Annotated in this window: 16 protein-coding genes; 11 read left to right on the top strand and 5 right to left on the bottom strand. The window is 35.6% G+C overall.

The window, feature by feature from the left end:
• Positions 1-25 precede the first annotated feature (25 nt).
• Positions 26-658 (top strand): DUF6266 family protein, encoded by a 633-nt coding sequence (locus tag BN1354_RS01420; RefSeq protein ID WP_045090040.1) that lies wholly within the window; start codon positions 26-28, stop codon positions 656-658.
• Positions 659-759: 101 nt separating this feature from the next.
• Here BN1354_RS01420 and BN1354_RS01415 read toward each other — a convergent pair whose 3' ends face one another.
• Entirely contained in the window at positions 760-2,073 is a 1,314-nt protein-coding gene (locus BN1354_RS01415; protein ID WP_045090041.1) for an MATE family efflux transporter, read from the bottom strand.
• A 110-nt stretch (positions 2,074-2,183) separates the two neighbouring features.
• Here BN1354_RS01415 and BN1354_RS01410 point away from each other — a divergent pair, with 110 nt between their 5' ends.
• The 8 genes from BN1354_RS01410 to BN1354_RS01375 all read left to right on the top strand — a co-directional run bounded on the left by BN1354_RS01410 (position 2,184) and on the right by BN1354_RS01375 (position 10,203).
• Positions 2,184-2,558: a DUF2147 domain-containing protein gene (locus tag BN1354_RS01410; protein WP_053826012.1), complete on the top strand. Its 375-nt coding sequence runs from the start codon at positions 2,184-2,186 to the stop codon at positions 2,556-2,558.
• A 36-nt stretch (positions 2,559-2,594) separates the two neighbouring features.
• Positions 2,595-3,182: an ATP synthase subunit E gene (locus tag BN1354_RS01405; protein WP_053826011.1), complete on the top strand. Its 588-nt coding sequence runs from the start codon at positions 2,595-2,597 to the stop codon at positions 3,180-3,182.
• A gap of 74 nt (positions 3,183-3,256) precedes the next feature.
• Positions 3,257-4,111, top strand: coding sequence for a DUF2764 family protein (locus BN1354_RS01400; protein WP_045090044.1), 855 nt, complete (start codon positions 3,257-3,259; stop codon positions 4,109-4,111).
• A 25-nt stretch (positions 4,112-4,136) separates the two neighbouring features.
• Positions 4,137-5,909: a V-type ATP synthase subunit A gene (locus BN1354_RS01395; RefSeq protein WP_045090045.1), complete on the top strand. Its 1,773-nt coding sequence runs from the start codon at positions 4,137-4,139 to the stop codon at positions 5,907-5,909.
• Positions 5,910-5,953: 44 nt separating this feature from the next.
• Positions 5,954-7,273, top strand: a complete 1,320-nt coding sequence (locus BN1354_RS01390; protein WP_154904805.1) for a V-type ATP synthase subunit B — start codon at positions 5,954-5,956, stop codon at positions 7,271-7,273.
• Positions 7,273-7,887: a V-type ATP synthase subunit D gene (locus BN1354_RS01385; protein WP_045090047.1), complete on the top strand. Its 615-nt coding sequence runs from the start codon at positions 7,273-7,275 to the stop codon at positions 7,885-7,887. Before BN1354_RS01390 ends, BN1354_RS01385 begins: the two co-directional genes overlap by 1 nt.
• Positions 7,881-9,701 carry a V-type ATP synthase subunit I gene (locus BN1354_RS01380; RefSeq protein ID WP_053826010.1) on the top strand — a complete coding sequence of 607 codons (1,821 nt, stop codon included), beginning with the start codon at positions 7,881-7,883 and terminating at the stop codon, positions 9,699-9,701. The genes BN1354_RS01385 and BN1354_RS01380 overlap by 7 nt, the downstream gene beginning before the upstream one ends.
• A gap of 37 nt (positions 9,702-9,738) precedes the next feature.
• Positions 9,739-10,203, top strand: coding sequence for an ATP synthase subunit K (locus tag BN1354_RS01375; protein WP_045090049.1), 465 nt, complete (start codon positions 9,739-9,741; stop codon positions 10,201-10,203).
• Positions 10,204-10,205: 2 nt separating this feature from the next.
• Here the strand turns inward: BN1354_RS01375 and BN1354_RS01370 are convergent, their stop codons facing one another.
• Complete coding sequence (locus BN1354_RS01370) at positions 10,206-11,129, bottom strand: cation diffusion facilitator family transporter (protein ID WP_045090050.1); 924 nt, start codon at positions 11,127-11,129, stop codon at positions 10,206-10,208.
• Positions 11,130-11,426: 297 nt separating this feature from the next.
• Between BN1354_RS01370 and ffh the strand changes: the two genes are divergently transcribed.
• Positions 11,427-12,752, top strand: a complete 1,326-nt coding sequence (gene ffh / locus BN1354_RS01365) for a signal recognition particle protein (protein WP_045090051.1) — start codon at positions 11,427-11,429, stop codon at positions 12,750-12,752.
• A 15-nt stretch (positions 12,753-12,767) separates the two neighbouring features.
• Positions 12,768-13,658, top strand: coding sequence for a bifunctional methylenetetrahydrofolate dehydrogenase/methenyltetrahydrofolate cyclohydrolase FolD (gene folD / locus BN1354_RS01360; RefSeq protein WP_053826009.1), 891 nt, complete (start codon positions 12,768-12,770; stop codon positions 13,656-13,658).
• Positions 13,659-13,718: 60 nt separating this feature from the next.
• On the opposite strand, the gene BN1354_RS01355 is transcribed toward folD, so the two are convergent.
• Genes BN1354_RS01355 through pepT form a run of 3 tightly spaced genes read right to left on the bottom strand, consistent with a single transcriptional unit; the run spans position 13,719 to position 17,109 of the window.
• The gene (locus tag BN1354_RS01355) at positions 13,719-14,714 is read right to left on the bottom strand and encodes a lysylphosphatidylglycerol synthase transmembrane domain-containing protein (RefSeq protein WP_053826008.1); all 996 of its coding nucleotides are present in this window, start codon (positions 14,712-14,714) and stop codon (positions 13,719-13,721) included.
• A 28-nt stretch (positions 14,715-14,742) separates the two neighbouring features.
• The gene (gene gcvT / locus BN1354_RS01350) at positions 14,743-15,828 is read right to left on the bottom strand and encodes a glycine cleavage system aminomethyltransferase GcvT (protein ID WP_045090054.1); all 1,086 of its coding nucleotides are present in this window, start codon (positions 15,826-15,828) and stop codon (positions 14,743-14,745) included.
• Between the two features lie 57 nt (positions 15,829-15,885).
• Positions 15,886-17,109: a peptidase T gene (gene pepT / locus BN1354_RS01345; RefSeq protein WP_045090055.1), complete on the bottom strand. Its 1,224-nt coding sequence runs from the start codon at positions 17,107-17,109 to the stop codon at positions 15,886-15,888.
• Between the last annotated feature and the right edge of the window lie 279 nt (positions 17,110-17,388).

The raw sequence follows: 17,388 nt of genomic DNA, 5'->3' as shown, positions 1-17,388 counted from the left end.
AATAACTTAAATTAAATATCGAAATATGGGTACATTACAAAAAGGTATTAATGGTGGTATTTCCGGCAAGATAGGAAATATAGTAGGAGCAAAATGGAGAGATATTTACTACGTAAGAAGTTTACCTTCAAAAGTAAATGATCCAAGAACTAAAGCTCAGTTAAAACAGAGAAGCAAATTTTCAACAGCTATTCAGTTTCTTAAAACTATAACACCTTTTATTAGGGTAGGTTTTCAAGAATATTCAACTGGTAAGTCAACTGCTTTTAACGCGGCAACCTCATATCATATTAAAAATGCAATAATAGAGGTGGACGCGGAAATAAAGTTAGATTACTCAAAAGTACTGGTATCACGGGGTTCGCTATATACTGCACCCGGAATAAAAGTAACAAAAGTTAATGGTCAGATGCATTTTACTTGGGATTCAACATTAAAAGAGAATGCACGTCCAAGCGATATGGTTATGATTGTTGTATATAACTCCACTAAGAAAGAGGCAATCTATACTCTTTGTGCAGGATTAAGAATTAATGGAGTTGCACAGTTGCAGTTACCATCAACATGGAAAGAGGATATTATTTATCCATATTTATCATTCAGATCTGATGATGGAGAAATAGTTTCAGACAGTGTTCTTGCAAAAGCCTTTAACTAATTTTTTTATAAGAAACTTTATTGAAATGAAAGGGAAGGAACTATATTTTCCCTTTCATTATATTCAAAAATTAAACTTGTATCCCACTGATTTTAATCATATTAGTCCTGCTTAGACCAAACCGTCTCATATTTAAAAGTTTTTCTAGCCATAATGGTTAGAGTAATTCCTCGAGCTGCAAGATAAACTATAAATGAAAACCAGAGTGCATTATTGGCCCATGTTGGGGTGAGTAAAAAATAGGAAGTAAAAAATATAATTGATGAAATTATCATCGCATTGCGCATCTCGGATGATGCTGTAGCACCAATAAATATTCCATCCCACAGAAAAGCTGCAAAACCTGCAAATGGAATCATTAATGTCCAGAACATATAACTTTTGGTTTCTGCAATAATAAATGTATCGTTAGTCAGCAATCTCAATATTAAATCAGGGAAAAGCGTATAGATTGTCATTGCTAAAACAGATACCATCAATCCCCAAAAAAATATTCTTTTTATCATATATCTAAGCATTGATCGGTTCTTTGCCCCAATATACCTTCCGGTGAGAGCTTCACCAGCATAAGCAAACCCATCCATAAAATAGGAGAAGAGCATAAAAAACTGCATTAGCAATGCATTTATTGCAAGGATTGTATCACCCATACCAGAGGATGCAAAGGTAAAGAAGGTGGTTACAAGCGTAAGAAGAAAGGTGCGTACAAATATATCACCATTCACCCTGAAATACTCTCTGATTACTTGTCTTTTCCATATTTTATCTTTTTGGATATATTTTCTTAGCCTGCCATAGTATTTATGCCATAGAATAGCTGCGACTATTAATGATATGATTTGAGAGAGAGTTGTACCTAAAGCTATACCTTCGATACTCATTCCCAACCCGAACACAAAACATACACTTAGTACAATATTAAGAATATTGTTGAGTATTGCAATTACCATAGGGATACGTGCATTTTGCATTCCAATAAACCAGCCTTTAAATGCATACATACCCAAAACAGCAGGTGCTCCCCATATAACAATTCTGAAATATGTTTTAACATGGTTAACAGACTCAGGCCCGGACTTTATAAATTTAAATGCTAACTCTCCTATAGGATATTGCATTAGAATAATGATGAATCCAATTCCAAGACCTATTGCAAGCGATCTGATAAAAACACTCATAGCCTCACTAAAATCTCTGGCTCCATATGCTTGAGATGCAAATCCACTGGAGCTCATCCGAAGAAAACCAAAATTCCAGTAGATCATATTAAATATATTAGCACCAAGTGCAATAGCGCCTATATATACTGCAGAACCAAGACGTCCTGCAACAGCAATATCAATCATCCCCAGAAGAGGAACTGTAATATTTGTAATAATATTAGGGAGTGCGAGTCTGAATATTTTCTTGTCCATAACGTTAATAATTACAAATAATATGCCAAATTTAATTTCATTTTTTTTCTCTACTCTAATAATAATTTATACCTTTGGGATTATTCATAATCATTGTAAAACAAACAATCATGAAAAAATTTTTTACTTTAATTCTGTTATTTTGTTTTTCAATTGCGTTTACAAATGTCACGGCACAAAACAGTAAACCAGTAGTTGGAGAATGGAAATATAAAGTTGCCCAAGCTCCGTATGGTTATGATACCGGTGTAATTTCACTTAAAGAAGTTGAGAAAAAACTGACTGGTGAAATAATATTTGATTCAGGCTACAAAGTGAAACTTCAAAGTGTTTATTTTAAAAATGACACACTGAGAGTTGGTGTTTATGTTGATTCTGAGTATGTGAATATTCTTTCGCGAGTAAAAGGTAAAAAACTGGAAGGAACTGTTGATTCATCTATGGGTAAAATGGATTTAACAGCCGAGAAATTAGAAAAGAAATAATAGAAAAGGTAGATACAAACTACATTAATATAACATATGGACAAAATTCAGGAACTCACCTCTAAGCTTTATTCCGAAGGTGTGGAAAAAGGTAAAGAGGAGGCTAGTAAAATTATTGCTGAAGCTAAGGCTCAGAAAAAACAGATTTTGGAAGAGGCAGAGGCTCAATCCAGGCAAATTCTGGATGCTGCCAGGAAAGAGGTTGCAGAGTTAAGAAGTCATACCGAGGCTGAACTTAAACTATATGCTTCACAATCATCTGAAGCATTAAAAACTGAAATAACAAATCTAATAACAGGTAAACTGGCAGAATCTAACGTTAATGCTGCAACAGAAGACAAGCTGTTTATGCAAAAGCTGATTGTTGAACTTGTTCAGAACTGGGCTCGTGAGGAGAAACTGACAATTGGAACAGAAAATGCGGAAGAACTCCAATCATACATCACTGCCAACGCAAAAAACCTTCTGGATAAAGGTATCAAGATTGAAACTGTAAATGGGATAAAAACAGGTTTCACAATTTCACCCGAAGATGGTTCTTATAAAGTGAAGTTTGGTGAGGATGAATTTATAGAATACTTTAAAGAGTTCCTGCGCCCACAGATACAAAAGCTTTTATTCTAAGAATTGTATTTTAATTCTTATCCAATAATACTATTTTCGAACCTTTATTGAATCAGATTATTATTTAATATAGCATGCTTTTTAAAAACCAATATTACTATTTTATAGCAGGCTTGCCCGACTTTACTTTCGACAGTATGAAGCTCCCTTTTACTGTTGAGGAGTTTGTAGATATGTTGGAAGAAGAACTTAAACCTGCAGACCTCAGGCTAATAAGAAAATATTTCCTAAAGCATGACAACTATAATCTGCTTCATTTACTGGAAAATAAGGATGCTGTAATAAACCTTGCAGGTAATCTTCCGAGAGAAGTTCTTTTAGAAGTTATCTCAAAAGTAAAGGAGGATATTCCTGTTAAAGAAAAAGGTGTCCCTCCCTATTTTGAAGATTTTATAAGACGATGGTTAAGTGAGGAAATCCATCAGGAAGGGGCAAGAGTTTGGGAAGACCTGCTTAGCTCGTTATACATGGATTATGGTATAGAGGTAAAAAACAGTCTTATGTCGGGTTGGTTTGAACTTAACCTTAATATCGGCAATATTATGACTGCAATTTTTGCACGAAAATATGATCTTATGGTTGCAAAATATATTGTTGGTCACAACACAATCGCAAAACTAATACGAGAAAATTCAAACGCAAGAGATTTTGGTATTAGTCAGGAACTTGACTACTTCGACATTTTACAGCGTATTTCAGAGGAGTCTGATATTTATGACAGAGAGAGAAAAATTGATAAGTTTAAATGGGATTGGCTGGAAGAGAATACAGTGTTTGATTACTTCAATATTGAATATATTTTCGCTTATTTATGTAAACTACAAATACTGGAACGTTGGGTAAAACTTAATGCAGAAGAGGGTGAAAAAGTATTTAGGGATCTTATTAACAGCCTAAAAAACGAAACTAAGTTGCCTGACAATTTTTAAAATAAAAAAGAGTAAATTATCATATATGTTAACAAAAGGAACTGTTAAAGGGATTATCTCCAACCTAGTAATTGTAGAGGTGGAAGGTCCTGTTACTCAGAATGAGATAGCCTACATTGATCATGAAGGTACAAGATTAATGGCCGAGGTTATAAAGATAGTTGGGAAAAATGCCTCAGTTCAGGTATTCGAGAGCACAAGAGGACTTAAAGTTGGTTCTAAAGTAGAATTTCAAGGCCATATGCTTGAAGTTGTACTTGGTCCGGGCCTTCTCCAACGAAATCTTGACGGATTGGAAAATGACCTGGACAAGATGGATGGTGTTTTTCTTAAAAGAGGTGAATATACCTTCCCTCTTGATGAGGAAAAACTGTGGCACTTTAAACCTATTGCTAAGGAGGGTGACAAGGTTAGAGCCGGTTCATGGCTGGGTGAAGTTGACGAAAACTATCAGCCACATAAAATTATGGTACCTTTTAGTATGAAAGGAGAATACCGTATAGTAAGAATTATTGGAGAGGGAGATTACAATATATATGAAAAAATTGCGGTAGTTGAGGACAATGAAGGCAATGTGACCGAACTGAATATGATACAACGGTGGCCGGTTAAGGTTCCTATTACTGAATATAGCGAGAAGCCACGACCATATAAATTACTCGAAACAGGCGTTCGTTCAATAGATACTCTGAACCCTATTGTAGAGGGTGGAACTGGATTTATTCCGGGTGCATTTGGTACCGGGAAAACTGTTTTGCAGCACTCAATCTCAAAGCAGGCTGAAGCGGATATTGTTATTATTGCTGCTTGTGGGGAAAGAGCAAATGAGGTAGTTGAGATTTTTACTGAGTTCCCCGAATTGGTGGATCCTCATACCGGGCGCAAACTAATGGAAAGAACTATTATTGTAGCTAATACATCAAATATGCCTGTTGCTGCTCGTGAGGCTTCGGTTTATACGGCTATGACTATTGGAGAGTATTACAGATCGATGGGTTTGAAGGTATTGTTGATGGCCGACTCTACTTCTCGCTGGGCTCAGGCTTTGCGTGAAATGAGTAACAGACTTGAAGAGCTGCCAGGACCTGATGCATTCCCAATGGACTTATCTGTAGTTATATCCAACTTTTACGGTCGGGCAGGTCATGTTATTTTAAATAATGGTAAGGAGGGTTCGATTACATTTATTGGAACTGTATCTCCTGCTGGAGGTAACTTAAAGGAGCCTGTGACAGAAAACACAAAGAAAGTTGCTCGTTGTTTTTATGCTCTTGAACAGGATAGAGCCGATAAGAAACGTTATCCCGCAATAAATCCTATAGATTCTTATTCTAAATATTTTGAATATCCTGAGTTCCAAGACTATATATCTTCAGAGGTTTCAAGCGACTGGGTTGAAAAAGTTTCTGAAATAAAAACCCGACTATTACGAGGAAAAGAGATTGCTGAGCAGATAAATATTTTGGGTGACGATGGTGTGCCTGTAGAATATCATATTACCTTCTGGAAATCTGAATTTATAGATTATATCATTTTACAACAGGATGCATTTGACGATATTGATGCTGTTACATCTATTGAGCGGCAAAAAAACATTCTTGATCTTGTAACTGAGGTTTGCCGTACAAAATTTGAATTTGAAAAATTTACAGAAGTGGCAGACTTTTTTAAAGAATTGATCAATATCGGAAAACAGATGAACTACTCCGAGTTTGAATCTGATTCTTTTTATGGTTATGTTAATCAATTGAAGGAGAAGATTTCCAATTATCAACTTTCAGATATAACCGTAAAGTAGTTTTTCTATTTTTTTCAGTAAACAGGATAAAGGAAAATAAATGAATTATGGCAAAAGCATTTCAGAAAATATATACAAAAATTACACAAATTACAAAGGCAACCTGTACTGTAAAAGCAACTGGCGTTGGTTATGATGAACTTGCTACGGTTGAGGGAAAACTGGCTCAGGTGGTTAAAATAATTGATGATGAAGTTACTCTGCAGATTTTTGAAGGTACAGAAGGAATTCCTACAAATGCAGAGGTTATTTTCATGGGGAAAGCACCCTCATTGAAGGTAAGTGATCAGCTGGCAGGCCGTTTCTTTAATGCTTACGGTGAACCTATTGATGGAGGTCCTGAACCTGAAGGTGAGGAAAGAGCGATTGGCGGACCGTCAGTTAACCCTGTAAGAAGGAAACAGCCATCGGAACTTATTGCTACTGGGATTGCGGGAATCGACCTGAATAACACATTGGTGTCTGGACAAAAAATTCCATTTTTTGCCGATCCTGACCAACCTTTTAATCAGGTTATGGCAACAGTGGCTTTAAGAGCTGAGACAGATAAAATTATATTAGGAGGTATGGGTATGACTAATGATGATTACCTATACTTTAAAAATGTATTTAGCAGTGCCGGTGCGTTGGATCGAATCATATCATTCATGAATACAACTGAAGATCCTGCGGTTGAACGCTTGCTAGTGCCAGATATGGCTTTGACAGCAGCTGAATATTTTGCGGTTGACAAAAATGAGAAGGTGCTTGTGCTTTTAACTGATATGACTTCATATGCTGATGCGCTATCTATCGTATCGAACCGTATGGATCAAATACCTTCAAAAGACTCAATGCCGGGTTCTTTATATTCAGATCTTGCAAAGATATATGAGAAAGCGGCTCAATTCCCATCTGGTGGTTCAATAACTATTGTAGCAGTAACCACTTTATCAGGAGGTGATATAACACATGCTGTGCCTGACAACACGGGGTATATTACAGAAGGACAGTTATTCTTACGTCAAGATAGTGATGTTGGTAAGGTGGTTATAGATCCATTCCGCTCACTATCAAGGTTGAAACAGAATGTTCAGGGTAAGAAAACACGTGATGACCATCCTCAGGTAATGAATGCTGCGGTTAGACTCTATGCAGATGCTGCAAATGCTAAAACAAAACTGGAAAATGGTTTTGATTTGACAGATTATGATTTAAGGACTTTATCATTTGCGAAAGACTACTCAAGAGAACTGCTTGCAATAGATGTGAATCTGAACACAGTTGAAATGTTAGATAAGATATGGGAACTGCTTTCTAAACACTTCAGACCTGCAGAGGTAAATATGAAACAGGAATTAGTAGATAGGTACTGGAAAAAATAATGGCTATTAAATTTCAATATAATAAAACTTCACGTCAGCAGTTGGAGAAACAGCTGAACATTCGTGAACGCGCTTTACCCACGTTACAAAACAAGGAGACAGCACTAAGAATGGAAGTTAAGAGGGCCAAGGATGAATTAGTAAAACTTGATAAGGAACTGGAAGATAAAGTAAAATCTTATGATAAAATGATGGGTATGTGGATGGAGTTTGACTCTACCCTGATTAGTGTTAAAGATGTAAATCTTTCCAAGAAAAAGATTGCTGGTGTAGAAATTCCGATTCTTGAAAGTGTTGATTTTGATATCAAGCCATTTAGCTTGTTTAATAGGCCAAAATGGTTTTTAGATGGAGTCAAAACTGTTCAATCTTTAGCTGAAATTGGTATACGTCGCGATTTTCATGCAATAAGGATAAATAGTCTTGAGTATGCCCGTAAGAAGACTACACAAAAAGTCAATCTTTTCGAGAAAGTTCAGATTCCGGGATACCGGGAAGCAATACTGAAAATTAAGCGTTATTTGGAAGATGAGGAGAACCTGTCCAAATCATCTCAGAAAATAATGCGCTCTCATCAGGAGAAAAGAAAAGAGAAAGGAGATGTCGAATGGTAGCAACAATGAAGAAATATCTGTTTTTGACATACCATAAGGATTACAGTCAATTCCTGAATGACCTTCGTAACCTTGGTATGATTCATGTTGTGGAACAGGACAAAAGTGAGTTAAATGAAGATAAGATATTTGAATTTATTTCAGAGAAGAAACAGCTGGAGGAAGCTAAGAAAATACTTAGCAGAGTAAGAGGAAAAAAAACTGAAAGAGAATTCAATGAAGCAGATGAAAAATTAGGTAGAGAGATCCCCTCAATAGTTGAGAAGATATTGAGTGGGAAGTCGTCGCTAAAGCAACAACTGATGGTTTCTACAAAAGAGAGGGACATCTTGAAACCATGGGGTAATTTTAGTCCTGAACAGATAAAACTATTAAAAAGTGAAGGATACCATATAAACTTTTTTATCGTTCCTAACAATCAATTTAAAGATGAATGGCACGAACTATATGATATCTTTATTGTAAAGACAGAATCTTCACGTACTTACTTTCTTACATTAAGCAAGCATGAAAATATGGCAGAACTTTTAGGTCTGGAACCAGAAAAGCTGCCTGATATATCACTTGAAGAAATTAATAATTTAATCATATCTATAAATAATAAGATTTCACAACAGGATGAAGAACTGGTAATATTATCTGATAATATACCTTCACTTGATGCTGCTATAAACAGACTTGAATCTGAAATTCAGTTTTACAAGGTTGATATAAGTGGTACTCCGGTTGCTGATGACAAAATAATCTTATTACAGGGATGGGCACCGGAAGAAAATGATTCGGAGATTTCGAATTATCTGTATTCTAAAAGTGTTTATTTTGAAAAATCTGATCCTGTTCCAGAGGATAATGTACCAATCAAATTTAAGAATAAAAAGTTTTTCAAGCTTTTTGAGCCTATAGCTGAATTATATGAACTGCCAAGCTATAATGAGATTGATCTGACACCATATTTTGCACCTTTCTACATGATATTTTTTGGTCTTGCACTTGGAGATATTGGATATGGTGCATTTTTGCTGGTACTTGCAACTCTGGTTAAGTTGGTAAAGAAAGATTCTATTGCCAAATCACTTAGAGGAACAATGACACTGGTGCAATTTTTAGGTGCCTCAACTATGGTGTGTGGACTACTTCAGGGAGGTTTTTTCGGTATCAGCATTTATGAAATTAACAACTCTGCAGTTCAGAATCTGAAGAATTTGATCTATTTCGACAACTCACAAATGTTTATGTTGTCATTAGTATTAGGGGTAATCCAGATTATGTTTGGGAAGTTTATAATGATATTTAATCGGATTAAGCAGTTCGGATTTGTTTATGGACTTTCATCTATTGGATGGTTCTTGTTTTTACTGAGCTTTATCGTTTCGTTCTTAATACCATCAGTAATGCCAATGATGGGAATTGCTCATAAAATTGTGATGATTCTTTCCGGAATTTTAATTGTATTTTTTAATTCTCCAGGAAAAAATCCACTTGTAAATATTGGCACCTCTTTGTGGGATACTTATAACATGGCCACAGGATTGTTAGGAGACGTATTATCATATGTCAGATTGTTTGCACTTGGATTATCAGGAGGAATTTTGGCAAGCGTTTTTTCTAGCTTAGCTACAGGAATGAGTCCTGACAATGCAATAATTGGTCCAATTGTAACGATTCTGATATTTGTTATTGGTCATGCAATTAATATTTTCATGAATGCGTTGGGTGCTTTTGTTCATCCGTTGAGACTAACTTTCGTGGAATTTTATAAAAACTCAGATTTTTCAGGTGGAGGTGTAAAATATAGTCCTTTCAGAAATAAATAAAGAAATAAAAATAAATAAACAATTAAAAAGCAACTAAATGGAAACAAATTTAATAATTGCCTATACAGGAATTGCAATTATGTTAGCACTTGCAGGTATCGGAAGTGCATATGGGGTAACAATAGTGGGTAATGCAGCTATCGGAGCAGCAAAAAAAGTAGATGGAAAATTCGGTAACTTTTTAGTATTAACCGCATTACCGGGTACACAGGGATTATATGGTTTTGCCGGATACTTTATGTTTCAGAGTATTTTTAATATACTTACACCTGAAATTACAGCTATTCAGGCTTGGGCTACTCTGGCATCTGGACTCGCTCTTGGATTTGTAGGATTACTTTCTGCAATACGTCAGGGGCAAGTTTGTGCAAATGGTGTAGTTTCAATTGGTCAAGGTCATGATGCATTCGGAAACACTCTGATTCTGGCTGTATTCCCTGAACTTTATGCTATTGTAGCACTTGCTGCAGCATTCCTTATGGGAACAGCAGTTGCCTTATAAAATTATATTAATTGTTGCCGGTCGATTCCTATATCTTTCATAGATGCAGGGTCATCGACCGGTTCAATATGTGTAATAACAGTGACTGGCTCGTCAAACATTTTCACTATTGTTTCTTCTAACTCATCGGCGTAATCATGTCCCTGTTTTACTGTCCATTTTCCCGGCACTAATAGATGTAATGTAATAAACTTTCTTTGTCCAGCTGCCCTGGTAAGCAAAGAGTGATATTCTATTTGTTCAGATTTAAGCGAATCTAGATAGTTAGTTACTTTCTCCATATCTTCAGCCGGAATAGTGACATCCATAAGTCCACTGGCAGAGCGACTTATGAGTTTGTATCCTGTAAGAATAATATTAATGGCAACTATGATTGCTATTATCGGGTCAATAATAAGCCAATCTGTAAACTTAACAACTATAATTCCTACAATAACACCAACAGAAGTCCAAACATCAGTCATTAAATGTCTTCCGTCTGCTTCAAGTACTAAGGATTTCTTCGATTTACCATTTCTTATCAATATTTGTCCCACAACCAAATTCACTAAAGAGGCCATAAGGGAAAACAGCAAACCTGCATTAATATTTTCCAGTGGTGTTGGTTTTACAATACGAGGTATTGCTGACCATATTATACTAAAAGCGGCAACAAGGATTAACGCTCCTTCCATAGCACTTGAGAAATATTCAGCTTTACTATGACCATACATATGTCTTTCATCTGCAGGCTGTTGAGACAATTTCAGCATTATCAGAGCAAAGATTGCTGCAAAAAGGTTTACAAAGGACTCAAGTGCATCAGAAAGGAAACCCATTGAACCGGTTATGTAATATGTATAGAATTTAAGCAGAATAGTGACTATGGCTGCAGCAATAGACAGATAAATATAGTTTTGTAATGAACCTTGACTCTTTTTAGCCATAGTTGTGGGCTTTATAAATATTTCTTTTTGAAACACAAAATTAAACAATTCATACCATTTTCCTTTTGAATATTCACTAATATCTGGAATAGGTTTGTAAAACGTATTAAATCAATATATTAAATCTATGAAATGCATAATATAACAAGGTAATAGTATAAAGCTCATTATTTTCTGAAATAATCCTTTTTCATTATCTTTGTGTTGATATAAAAGAATGTAGTAAATTTCATCAATCTGAATTAATCATAAAAACTTTAAATTGATGAGAATAAAACCAAATCATTGTAGAACAATATGTTTGAAAATTTAAGTGACAGATTAGAAAGGTCGTTTAAGATATTAAAAGGGCAAGGAAAAATAACAGAAATAAACGTTGCTGAAACGCTAAAAGATGTTCGCCGTGCCCTGCTTGACGCTGACGTTAATTATAAAACTGCTAAGGAATTTACCGAAAAGGTTAAGGAGAAAGCTTTAGGTCAAGATGTCCTAAATGCAGTTAAACCTGAACAGATGATGGTGAAAATTGTGCATGATGAGCTAGCAATACTCATGGGTGGCACAGCTTCAGACATCAATATTAAAGGTAACCCTGCAGTCATCCTTATGTCTGGTTTACAAGGATCAGGTAAAACTACTTTCTCCGGTAAACTTGCAAATATGCTGAAAAGCAAGAGAGGAAAGAGTCCTCTACTTGTTGCCGGTGACGTATACCGTCCTGCTGCTATTGAGCAGTTGAAAGTACTGGGAGAACAAATTGGTGTACCGGTATATTCAGAAGAGGATAATAAGAATCCTGTCAAAATAGCTAAAAATGCTATACAATATGCGCGCCAGTATGGACGTGATCTTGTTATTATAGACACTGCAGGTCGCTTGGCAATTGACCAACAGATGATGGATGAAATTGAATCTATCAAGAATGCAATTAATCCGCAGGAAATTTTATTTGTGGTGGATGCAATGACTGGTCAGGATGCTGTAAATACTGCAAAAGAGTTTAATGATAGACTTAATTTCAACGGTGTTGTACTAACAAAATTAGATGGTGACACTCGAGGTGGTGCTGCCCTTTCTATACGTTCAGTAGTTGATAAGCCAATAAAATTTGTAGGAACAGGAGAAAAGCTTGATGCAATAGATGTATTCCATCCTGAACGTATGGCTGATCGTATCCTTGGTATGGGAGACGTAGTGACTCTTGTAGAGAAAGCTCAGGAACAATACGATGAAGAGGAAGCCAGACGTCTGCAGAAAAAAATAGCAAAGAACCAGTTTGACTTTAATGACTTCATAAATCAGATTCAGCAGATTAAAAAGATGGGTAACCTGAAAGACCTGGCATCAATGATACCCGGTGTTGGTAAACAGATTAAAGATCTTGATTTTGATGATGATGCTTTTAAAGGTATCGAAGCAATTATTCGATCTATGACACCAGAAGAGCGTACTAATCCGGAAATACTTAACGGATCGCGCCGTGCCCGTATTGCTAAAGGAAGTGGAACAGATGTACAGGAGGTTAACAGATTGATTAAACAGTTTGACGAAACTCGTAAAATGATGCGAAAAATGACCTCAGGTGGAGGGAAACAGATGATGAGGAATATGCGCAGAAGATAACATATAACTTTAAATATGAAATTAATAGACGGTAAAGCAGTTTCTGCTCAGATAAAAAGTGAGATCGCAGAGGAGGTATTAAAGATAAAAGCAGCAGGAGGAAAGACTCCACACCTTGCCGCAGTATTGGTTGGTCATGATGGTGGAAGCGAAACTTATGTAGCCAATAAGGTAAAGGCTTGCCAACAGGTGGGATTTAAATCAACTCTTATCAGGTACGAGGATGATGTAACAGAAGAGGAATTACTTGCTTGTGTGGACAGACTAAACAAAGATGAAGATATAGATGGATTTATAGTTCAATTACCTCTACCCGATCATATTTCTGAAATAAAAATTACTGAAGCCATTGACTATCGTAAAGATGTTGATGGTTTTCATCCGGTAAATGTTGGACGTTTATCTCTTGGAATGCCTTGCTTTCTGTCCGCTACTCCTTCAGGTATATTGGAATTGCTTAAAAGATATGATATTGAAACAAAAGGTAAACACTGCGTAGTACTGGGAAGAAGTAATATCGTAGGAAAACCTGTTTCAATGCTTATGCTACAAAAGTCTTATCCTGGAGATTGCACCGTAACCATTTGTCACAGCAGAACAAAAAACATCAAAGAGATCTGTCTCGAAGCCGATATTATTATTGCTGCATTGGGTGTTCCGGAGTTCCTTACAGGTGATATGGTAAAAGAGGGTGCAGTAGTTATAGATGTTGGTACAACCAGAGTGCCAAGTAATGAAACGAAATCCGGTTTCAGACTTAAAGGTGATGTTAAATTTGATGAAGTAGCACCTAAGTGTTCTTATATTACACCTGTACCAGGGGGAGTAGGTCCAATGACCATTGTTTCCTTATTAAGAAATACACTTCTGGCTGGAAAAAAAGAGATTTATCCAACTATTAACTAGGATCGTTTTTATAACAGTTATATCCAAAAGCATTAATTATTTTAGACCTTTGCAAAATAATTAATGCTTTTCTGCTTTTATCAACAATATACCAACTAATGTCCAGAATAGTTCTCTGATTCTTTTACTTAGACTCACAAAAACACCATATGCAACAGGCATTGAAAGAATTCCATATATAATTACAAAACCACCTTCACGTGCTCCCATCTGCATGGGCATAAAGAAAAATAAATTTGAGATCAAAGACTGTATTGATTCAACCAGTACACTCTGAACAATGGTAACAGGAGCCTTGATAGCTTGCATCATAAGTAATATCTCAAAACATATAAAGAAGCGGGATAAAAACTCAATTGATAGAGATGCTATAAAGTCCTTTTTCCTGTTCTTGTATAGATCGGCTATCAGAACGTCCATCTGATCTATTTTCTCCTGATGCTTTACCTTCAGATTCTTAATTTTCTTTCCTATAAATGGAAGTCTGCTTGTAATTATTAATGCTCTGTTGACACCTCCTTTTGTGTATACTCTATAAGCCCACAAAAGGAGTAAGAATGCTGTACCACCAGATATAATTAATCCTATTTCAATTGAATCAGATATTACAGGAACTAAAAAAAACAACATAGGTATTGTGACTACCCAGAACAAGAAATGAGACACAAAATGCATCATCGTGGATAACAATACTGACGAAGTAGCTTTCTGTATACCTAAATCCTCTTTTAACTCTATTATCTTATAAGGCTCTCCTCCCATTAATCCAAATGGAGTTATATAGTTTATAGCAAAACCACTAATAGTAAGCTTAAAAAGTCTTATAAAACTAATTTTCTTAGATTCTTGACTTCCATCATTCAGTATAATATAAAACGATAATGTGTTTAATAGATATACCACAACCCACATTGAGAAAATAGGTATGTACCACCAACCGGTCTGTTTTATATCGTGCCAGATATTGTCAACACCTATTTTATAGATCATTATTCCTAGTGTCAGTGCACCAACAATAAAGAAGACATTCTTAGCTATTCTAGCTTTATTTGCCATAAAGACAGGAGAGTTGCAAGTATGTTTATTATTTTCTAAAAGGGGGTTTAACTATTACAGCCTTTAAATTCCTATTACGTACCTTGACATATATCTCATTATCTGATTTTGCGTAATCAGGTTTTACATAACCCATGCCAATACCTTTCTTTAATATAGGGGACATTGTACCTGAAGTAACATTACCAATAATCTCTCCATCTTCATTAGCGATTTCGTAACCATGTCTTGGGATACCTTTATCAATCAATTCAAAACAGCACAATTTACGCGATACTCCTTCATATTTTTCTTTTTCAAGTACTTCCCTGCCAATAAATGGCTTATTATCAGCAAATTTAGTAATCCAGCCTAAGCCTGCTTGTAAAGGTGTTGTTGTATCATCAAGATCATTACCATAAAGACAATATCCCATCTCTAAACGTAGAGTATCGCGTGCACCTAACCCTATAGGTTTTACCCCGTACTCCTTTCCTGCTTCAAATATAGCGTCCCATATTTTAATGCCATTTTCCGGATAAAAATATAGTTCAAAACCACCGGCACCAGTGTAACCTGTATTTGAAATGATAACATTATCTACACCAGCAAATTTTGATGTTGTGAATTCATAAAAAGGTATATCCGAAAGGTTTTCTTCTGTCAACTTTTGCAATGTAGCCTTTGCATTTGGACCCTGAACAGCTAATTGGGCCATGTGATCGGAAGCATTTTCAAGTTCAGCACCCATTGTGTTCCATTTCACACACCATTCCCAGTCTTTTTCTATGTTTGCTGCATTAACAACCATTAGATATTTTTCCGGTTCGTAATAGTATACTATGAAATCATCAACAATTCCTCCGTTTTCATTTACAAAGCAAGTATATTGCGCTTTACCCAATTGAAGTTTAGTTACATCATTACTTGTTACTCTCTGTAAAAACTCAACTGCTTTGGGACCTTTCACCCAAAATTCACCCATATGAGAGACGTCAAACACCCCAACAGAATTTACTACAGTTTGATGTTCATCTATTATACCTGAGTATTCAATTGGCATATTATATCCTGCAAATTCATGCATTTTAGCTCCTAATTTAATATGTAAATCTGTAAATGGTGTCTGCTTCATACCTGTTTATTGTTTATTTAGTAAGTTAATTAATTATACAAATAACTGAGTCTATATTTATGCATCTCTAGCTACCAGTTCGGCAATTTTTACAACAACCTTAGATGCTTTCTCCATAGAAGGAATAGGTAAATACTCATATTTGCCATGGAAATTCATACCACCTGCAAAAATGTTTGGACATGGTAACCCCATAAATGAGAGTCGTGAACCGTCTGTACCTCCGCGTATAGGTTTTACATTAGGTTTGATTCCTAACTCCTCCATTGCTCGATAAGCATAATTGACTATATGCATAACTGGTTCTACTTTCTCTCTCATATTATAATACTGATCTTTGAGAGTAAGTTTAAGTCTGTTATCATACAGTTTATTTAATATATCAACAGAGTGTATCAACAATTCTTTACGATCCTCAAACTTATTCCTATCATGATCGCGAATAATAAAAGACAGATTAGCTTCTTCAACTGTTCCACTCAATGAAATAAGATGGAAAAAACCTTCATACCCTTCAGTATGTTCTGGCCTTTGTTCTTTAGGTAGTAGTGAAATCAGTTCATTTGCAACATGAAGTGCATTTATCATTTTATTTTTTGCATAACCGGGATGAACATTTCGTCCTTGTATTTCTATTTTGGCTGATGCGGCATTAAAGTTTTCATATTCAAGTTCTCCTACTTCACTCCCATCCATAGTGTATGCCCAATCAGCACCGAATTTCTCTACATCAAATTTATCAGCTCCTCTACCTATTTCCTCATCAGGGGTAAATGCTATCCTTATTTTACCATGTTCAATTTCTGGATGATCTATAAGGTACTGCATCGCACTCATTATTTCAGCTATACCAGCTTTATCATCTGCTCCTAATAATGTTGTACCATCTGTTACAATTATATCTTCCCCTTTATGAGACAACAGTTCGGGGAAATCATTTGGTGAAAGAACTACATTATTGGTTTCATTCAATACTATATCTTTTCCATCATAATTTTTTACTATTCGTGGATTTACATTGTTTCCACTCATGTCGGGACTAGTATCAAAATGTGATATAAACCCTATTACAGGTACCTTCTTATTTGTATTTGAAGGCAGGGTAGCCATAAAGTAGCAATTATTATCTAGACTAACATCCACAAGTCCCATCTCAAGAGCTTCTTTCTCTACCTCTTTTGCAAGATTAAATTGTTTTTGTGTACTTGGTGTCTGCGTACTGTTCTCATCGGATTGAGTATCAATACGAGCATATTTTATAAACCTATCTACTATCGTCATTATTTTATAATATTTTGATTGAAAGAATTTTTCAAAGTTAAAGTTATAATAGTGTCACAAAGATAAAAAAATGACTTGAATAGCAAAAATCTATTCTCTCTTTTGTTTCTGTAGAAAAATGTCTTATCTTTGCAGTTGGGTAAGTCCTATACGGCCAGCTCCCATTGAATCCCCCAGGTCTTGACCGAAGCAAGGGTATTTGGTTGTAGCGGCGCGATATAGTAAGCTTACCCTCTTTTTTTATATAAACATTGAATACCAGTAAGACCATTATTATAA

The organism is Lascolabacillus massiliensis, from assembly GCF_001282625.1.
Lineage (GTDB): Bacteria > Bacteroidota > Bacteroidia > Bacteroidales > Dysgonomonadaceae > Proteiniphilum > Proteiniphilum massiliensis.
The sequence above is the reverse complement of the archived record's forward strand: the minus strand, read 5'-3'. Positions and strand labels throughout refer to the sequence as shown.

What these genes read in the sequence shown, in the direction of transcription:
- BN1354_RS01420 (WP_045090040.1), top strand. Translation starts at nt 26, where the DNA reads ATGGGTACATTACAAAAAGGTATTAATGGTGGTATTTCCGGCAAGATA.
- BN1354_RS01415 (WP_045090041.1), bottom strand. Translation starts at nt 2,073, where the DNA reads ATGGACAAGAAAATATTCAGACTCGCACTCCCTAATATTATTACAAAT.
- BN1354_RS01410 (WP_053826012.1), top strand. Translation starts at nt 2,184, where the DNA reads ATGAAAAAATTTTTTACTTTAATTCTGTTATTTTGTTTTTCAATTGCG.
- BN1354_RS01405 (WP_053826011.1), top strand. Translation starts at nt 2,595, where the DNA reads ATGGACAAAATTCAGGAACTCACCTCTAAGCTTTATTCCGAAGGTGTG.
- BN1354_RS01400 (WP_045090044.1), top strand. Translation starts at nt 3,257, where the DNA reads ATGCTTTTTAAAAACCAATATTACTATTTTATAGCAGGCTTGCCCGAC.
- BN1354_RS01395 (WP_045090045.1), top strand. Translation starts at nt 4,137, where the DNA reads ATGTTAACAAAAGGAACTGTTAAAGGGATTATCTCCAACCTAGTAATT.
- BN1354_RS01385 (WP_045090047.1), top strand. Translation starts at nt 7,273, where the DNA reads ATGGCTATTAAATTTCAATATAATAAAACTTCACGTCAGCAGTTGGAG.
- BN1354_RS01380 (WP_053826010.1), top strand. Translation starts at nt 7,881, where the DNA reads ATGGTAGCAACAATGAAGAAATATCTGTTTTTGACATACCATAAGGAT.
- BN1354_RS01375 (WP_045090049.1), top strand. Translation starts at nt 9,739, where the DNA reads ATGGAAACAAATTTAATAATTGCCTATACAGGAATTGCAATTATGTTA.
- BN1354_RS01370 (WP_045090050.1), bottom strand. Translation starts at nt 11,129, where the DNA reads ATGGCTAAAAAGAGTCAAGGTTCATTACAAAACTATATTTATCTGTCT.
- ffh (WP_045090051.1), top strand. Translation starts at nt 11,427, where the DNA reads ATGTTTGAAAATTTAAGTGACAGATTAGAAAGGTCGTTTAAGATATTA.
- folD (WP_053826009.1), top strand. Translation starts at nt 12,768, where the DNA reads ATGAAATTAATAGACGGTAAAGCAGTTTCTGCTCAGATAAAAAGTGAG.
- BN1354_RS01355 (WP_053826008.1), bottom strand. Translation starts at nt 14,714, where the DNA reads ATGGCAAATAAAGCTAGAATAGCTAAGAATGTCTTCTTTATTGTTGGT.
- gcvT (WP_045090054.1), bottom strand. Translation starts at nt 15,828, where the DNA reads ATGAAGCAGACACCATTTACAGATTTACATATTAAATTAGGAGCTAAA.
- pepT (WP_045090055.1), bottom strand. Translation starts at nt 17,109, where the DNA reads ATGACGATAGTAGATAGGTTTATAAAATATGCTCGTATTGATACTCAA.